Origin of the sequence: Kitasatospora sp. NPDC059817 (assembly GCF_042731835.1) — a bacterium.
Classification (GTDB): domain Bacteria; phylum Actinomycetota; class Actinomycetes; order Streptomycetales; family Streptomycetaceae; genus Kitasatospora.
In genome coordinates this window covers 1-5,730 of the sequence record NZ_JBHWIR010000121.1, presented here as the reverse complement: position 1 = coordinate 5,730, position 5,730 = coordinate 1, and the positions used below count along the sequence as shown (strand labels likewise).

Annotated in this window: 4 protein-coding genes and 1 pseudogene; all 5 read left to right on the top strand. The window is 73.8% G+C overall.

Annotated features, from left to right (window positions below):
• Positions 1-70: 70 nt before the first annotated feature.
• Positions 71-727, top strand: a pseudogene (locus ACFV61_RS23950) (aminotransferase class I/II-fold pyridoxal phosphate-dependent enzyme); the annotation flags it as partial.
• A gap of 220 nt (positions 728-947) precedes the next feature.
• The gene (locus ACFV61_RS23945) at positions 948-1,460 is read left to right on the top strand and encodes a hypothetical protein (protein WP_063350618.1); all 513 of its coding nucleotides are present in this window, start codon (positions 948-950) and stop codon (positions 1,458-1,460) included.
• 604 nt (positions 1,461-2,064) lie between these two features.
• A complete protein-coding gene (locus ACFV61_RS23940) occupies positions 2,065-3,474 on the top strand; it encodes a family 2B encapsulin nanocompartment shell protein (RefSeq protein WP_380493779.1) in 1,410 nt (469 codons plus the stop codon).
• A 215-nt stretch (positions 3,475-3,689) separates the two neighbouring features.
• On the top strand, positions 3,690-4,727 hold the full coding sequence (locus ACFV61_RS23935) for a hypothetical protein (protein ID WP_380493777.1): 1,038 nt from the start codon (positions 3,690-3,692) through the stop codon (positions 4,725-4,727).
• A gap of 115 nt (positions 4,728-4,842) precedes the next feature.
• The gene (locus ACFV61_RS23930; protein ID WP_363377454.1) at positions 4,843-5,613 is read left to right on the top strand and encodes a hypothetical protein; all 771 of its coding nucleotides are present in this window, start codon (positions 4,843-4,845) and stop codon (positions 5,611-5,613) included.
• The last annotated feature ends 117 nt before the right edge of the window (positions 5,614-5,730 follow it).

Genomic DNA, 5,730 nt, shown 5'->3' with positions numbered 1-5,730 from the left:
GGCGGGGTGCGCGGCGCGGCGGCGGGCGCGCCCCGCGCCCCCCCCCCGCCCCCCCCCCCCCCCCCCCGCGGGCCCCCCCCCCCCCCCCCGCCGCGCCGCCGTGGTCGACTGGGCGCGCGGGCGCGGCGGCCTGCTGCTGGAGGACGACTACGACGGCGAGTTCCGCTACGACCGCCAGCCGGTCGGCGCCGTCCAGGGGCTCGACCCCGAGCGGGTGGTCTACCTCGGCTCGGTCAGCAAGAGCCTGTCGCCGGCGCTGCGGCTCGGCTGGATGGTGCTGCCGGACCACCTGGTCGACCGGGTGCTCGCCGCCAAGGGCGAACGCGAGGGCTGGGCCAGCGCGTTGGACCAGCTGACCCTCGCCGAGCTGATCGACTCCGGCGGCTACGACCGGCACGTGCGGAGGATGCGCCGCCGCTACCGGGAGCGCCGCGACCAGCTGGTGGCCGCGCTGGCGGCGAGCGCCCCGCACGTCGGGGTCTCCGGCGTCGCGGCCGGCCTGCACGCCGTCCTGCGGTTGGAGCCCGGCACCGAGCACACGGTGCTCCAGGCCGCCGCCCGCCGGGGCCTGGGCCTGGACGGGCTCGCCGACTTCCGGCACCCGGGGATCGGCCCGGAGGCCATGCCGGTCATGGACGGCCTGGTCGTGGGCTACGCCACGCCGCCCGACCACGCCTACCCGGCGGCGCTCGCCGCGCTCTGCGACATCCTGCCGCCGCCCGCCTGAACCGGCCGGGCCCGGGGCGGCCGGACCGGCGCCGGCCTGCCGGGCGACGGGCCTCGGGTGGCCGTCCGGGGCGGCGGGCGAAGCATAGGGCCCCGGGCGGGGGAGTGGGGGCGGAACGCGGCCGGGCTGGTCCACGGTGTCCGCCCCCGACTCGTGCGTCGGTACGGACCGGGGCGGAGCGGGGCAACGGAACCGGTACGGCGCCCTACGCTCCTTGGTCATGCGCAGAACACATTTGAGCCGTGTCGCCCTCGCCGCGTGCCCGGCCCTCGCCGTCGGTCTGCTCCTCTCCGCCACACCCGCCCAGGCCGACACCCCGCTGCCGTTCACGGCCGTCTCCGACCGGCAAACGACCGTCCGGGGCGGCGAGTTCACCCTGACCCTGACGCTCAGCAACCCGTACGACACGCCGATCCAGTTCGTGTACCAGAGCGTTCAGCCGACCTACCAGACCAGTCTGGAGAACGGCCTCAAGTTCGCCGCCACGGCCTGCGGCACCCAGACCAACGGCTGCAGCGACAACGTCCACGGCGGGATCGCCCGGTACAACGTGCCGCTCGCCCCCGGTGCCACCAGCAGCTTCACGGTCACCTACACCGTGGCGCCGGACTCGACCTGCGGCGCGGCGACCAGGATCGACTTCTACTCCTACCTGTACTACGAGTACAAGGGGGGCGAGGCCAAGAACTCCGGCATCGTCGGCATCCCCGGCAGCCAGATCGCCTGCGCCTGACGCATCGCCCGACCGGCGCTGCCCTCGCCGCTTCCCCGTCGCACCCCCACTGCGCATCCCCGATCCCCCGTCAGGTGCCGGCCGCCCCCGTCCCGGCACCTGACGGGCCGTTCGCGTGCCCGGAGCCCGGTGGCGGGCCGGTGCCCATGGTCGGGGCGCAGCTGACCTGCCCCGTTTCGCCGCCCCCGTTGACGATCCGCTCCCGCCGATGTCGTACGGGAGGTACGCCTGTCGTACGGGAGGTACGCCGCCTGTCCGCTTTGTCCGGGCGCGCGGGCAGTCGCGGGCGGGCGTCGGTCGCGCGGGATCCGCGGTGGCGAACGGATGTTCTCGCGACCTGGGGCCCGAACGGAATGGGACTGCTTCAGATTCACCCTATCGGGGGGTAGTCGGTCTCCGCGCGGGTCCGGCCGGGCGCTGGTGATCTAGGGTTCCCGATGGGCCGCCGGGAGACGGTGGCCGTGATCGCGATGAATCGCCAACACCCCCATCGATACGCGTGTCTGATGATCCGTCATGGCATCAGTCGGGGTGGGCAGGGACGACTCCGTCGCCGTCCGACCCTGACCGCGTGATCCGACCAGATGAATGGAGACCCCTGCCGATGCCCGTGGACACGAGCCCGGAGACAGCGCAGGTCCCGCAGCAGTCCAGCCTCACGACGGCCGCTGCCCGCAACCTTGCCACCACGACCAAGTCCGCACCGCAGATGCAGGAGATCACCTCCCGCTGGCTGCTCAAGGTGCTTCCCTGGGTACAGGCCGCCGGCGGCGCCTACCGTGTCAACCGACGGCTCACCTACACCGTCGGCAACGGTGTGGTCGAGTTCATCAAGACCGGCTCCCAGGTCCGGGTGATCCCCGCCGAGCTGGGCGAGCTCGCCCTGCTGCGCGGCTTCGAGGACGAGGAGGTGCTGACCGCCCTCGCCGACCGCTGCGAGCAGCGCGACTTCGGCCCCGGCGAGGTGCTCACCACCCAGGGCGAGGCCGCCGACCGGATCTTCCTGATCGCGCACGGCAAGGTCAACAAGATCGGCACCGGCAAGTACGGCGACGACACCGTGGTCGGCGTGGCCGGCGACGGCGACCGCTTCGGCGACGACGCCCTGCTGAACCCGGACGCCGCCTGGGAGTTCACCGCCACGACCGCCACCGCCGGCGTCGCGCTCACCCTGACCCGCCGCGACTTCGCCGCCATCCGGGACAACTCGCCGAGCCTCCAGGAGCACCTGCTCGGGTTCCTGGCCCTGCCGCAGCAGGCCCAGAACGAGCGCGGCGAGGCCGAGATCGCCATGTCGGCCGGCCACCACGGCGAGTTCGAGCTGCCCGGCGCCTTCGTGGACTACGAGCTCAAGCCCCGCGAGTACGAGCTGAGCGTCGCGCAGACCATCCTCAAGGTCCACACCCGCGTCGCCGACCTGTACAACGAGCCGATGAACCAGGTCGAGCACCAGCTCCGGCTGACCATCGAGGCGCTGCGCGAGCGCCAGGAGCACGAGCTGGTCAACAACCCGGAGTTCGGCCTGCTCAACAACGCCGACTTCGACCAGCGGATCCAGACCCACTCCGGCCCGCCCACCCCGGACGACCTGGACGAGCTGCTCAACCGCCGCCGCGACCCCGACTACCTGCTCGCCCACCCGCGCACGATCGCCGCGATCGGCCGCGAGTTCAACGCCCGTGGACTGTACCCCCACCACGTCGACCTCGGCGGGCAGCAGGTGCCGGCCTGGCGCGGGGTGCCGATCCTGCCGTGCAACAAGATCCCGATCACCAAGGAGAACACCAGCTCCATCCTGGTGATCCGTACCGGTGAGGACAACCAGGGCGTCATCGGCCTGCACCAGAACGGCATCCCGGACGAGTACCAGCCGTCGCTGTCCGTCCGCTTCATGGGCATCGACGAGAAGGCGATCATCTCGTACCTGGTCAGCGCCTACTACTCGGCCGCGATCCTGGTGCCGGACGCGGTCGGCGTCCTGGAGAACGTCGAGATCGCGCACCGCCGCCACTGAGGACGGCCGACAAGGGGCACGGGCCGTAACCGGCCGGCTCGAAGATCGTTTGACCTGATGACGGACGGCCCGCCCCCGGAAGGCGGGCTGTCCGCCTGATCGTGCCCCATCACGTCTGATCGCGTCTGATCACGCCTGCCCGCGTCCTCCTGCGGGCCGGGCGGATCGCCCTGTTCTGATCCCGTCCCTGGCGACCCGAGAGGTGAGTGGAGCCCATGCCGCAGCGCCGGCAGTCCCGACGGATATCGCTGGACGGCGGTGGGGGTGCGGCCTCCGGTCGGCGGACCAGGCTGATCGGCGCCGCGGTCGGCGTGGTCGCGATGTGCGCCCTGGTCGGCGGCGCCTCGGCGTCCGGCACCGAACACCACGGCGGGGAGCAGCCGCACGGCACGACCGTCGACTCGTGCGTCTGCACCGGGACGGACGTGTCGGTGCAGGTCGGGCCGGGCGGGGACGTGAACGTCGGGGTCGACGTGGACGTCCAGGTCGGCGTCAGCGTCGCCCCGACGGCCGACGCGCGGCACCAGGGCGCCAGGCCCCCGCACCGGCACCACCCGTGCCGCACGCCGAAGGCCGCGCCCGGACCGGCCTCACCACGACCCTCGGACACCACGGGGTTCCGCCAGCAGCCCGGCCGCCCGGACGACGAGCACGGCGGGGACGGCGGCCACGGCGGGGACTGGTGGCACGGGGACTGGTGGCACCACCACCATCACCACCCGCACCCCTGCCCGAGCCCGACGGCGACCCCGATGCCGAGCCCCACCCACACGCCCAGCCCCACGCCGACCCCGACGCCGAGCGCTACCCCGACGCCTTCGCCGACGTCGAAGCCCAGTCCGACTCCGGCACCCGTCCCCACGGCGTCGCCGACCCCCGCGCCGACAACGCCGGCTCCCAGCAGGACGCCTGGGCCCACCTCACCGCCGGCGGCGCCCGCGCCTGCTCCGCCGCCCGCGCCGAACCCGCCCGCACCCCCGGCGCCGGCCCCGGCGGCCCCCGCGCCCCCGCCCGACCCCGGGGCCCCCGGCCCGGCCACGCCGACTCCGGTGCGCCCGAGCCCGCTGTGGCCGACCCCGGCGGCGCAGCCGGTGTACCACGTGCGGGCGGCGCAGCCGCCGGCCCCGCCGCAGCACCACCACAACGCCCCGGCGACGACCACGATGCTGCTGGTCACCGTGCCCGCCATCCTGGCGGCGGCAGCCCTGCGCCCGGGCCGTGGACGCGGCCGCGGCCGTTCCGGGCGGTCCTGACCGCCCCACCGAGGCGGCCCGCCCCGGCCCCCGGTCCGGCCCTGGAGCCCGACCTGCCTGGGGCCGAGTCCGACCCTTTGTTCCGTCACAAGCCGAGCCAGAGAAGGGAGTTCCCATGTCCGAATGGTTGGCGTTGGCCATCGCGATGGCGGCGGCCTGTGCCGTCGTGGTGGCGGTGGTGGTGCTGCGGCACCGCCGGGTGGGCACCGAGAAGAACGTCGACGAGACGCCGGACGTCATCGACTACATCACGATGATGATCGGCGTGGTCTACGCGATCGTCCTCGGTCTCGCCCTCGCGGGCGTCTGGGAGGCGCGCGGCGCCGCCCAGGACGACCTGTTCCGGGAGGCGCAGTCGCTGCAGGAGGTGAGCGACCGGGCGGTGGTCTACCCGGCCGAGTTCCGCGACCAGGTCCGGGCCGACGTGGACGCCTACGTCTCGTACGTGGTGAACGTCGAGTGGGAGTACATGCGCAAGAACGGCGAGATCTCCGACAAGGGCACCGAACTGCTGGACAAGCTGCGGGTGGACGTCGCCACCCGGCCGCCGGCCTCCGAGCTGGAGTCGCAGTCCTACCAGCCGATCATGGACCGGATCAGCCAGGCCGACGACGCCCGCAACTCGCGCGGGCAGAACGCCGGGCCGACCATGCCCGGGGTCGTCTGGTTCGGCCTGATCACCGGCGCCGTGGTGACCGTCGGCATGCTGTTCGCGCTGCAGATCCGGCGCACGCCGAGGGAGTTGATCCTGGCGGGCTGCTTCAGCGCGCTGATCGCGTTCCTGCTGTTCATGATCTGGGACTTCGACGATCCGTTCGGCCGGAGCGTCTCGGTGACCACCCAGCCGTTCGTCGACCTGTTCCCCTCCCTCGGGCTGAAGGGCTGAGCACGGCTCGCTGAACCTCGCCGAAGCACGGTGGGGGGGGCCCGGCGCGGCGGCGGCGCCCCCCCCCGCCGCGGGGGGGGCCGCCGCGCCCCCCCGCCGCCAGGGCTCAGCGCGCGG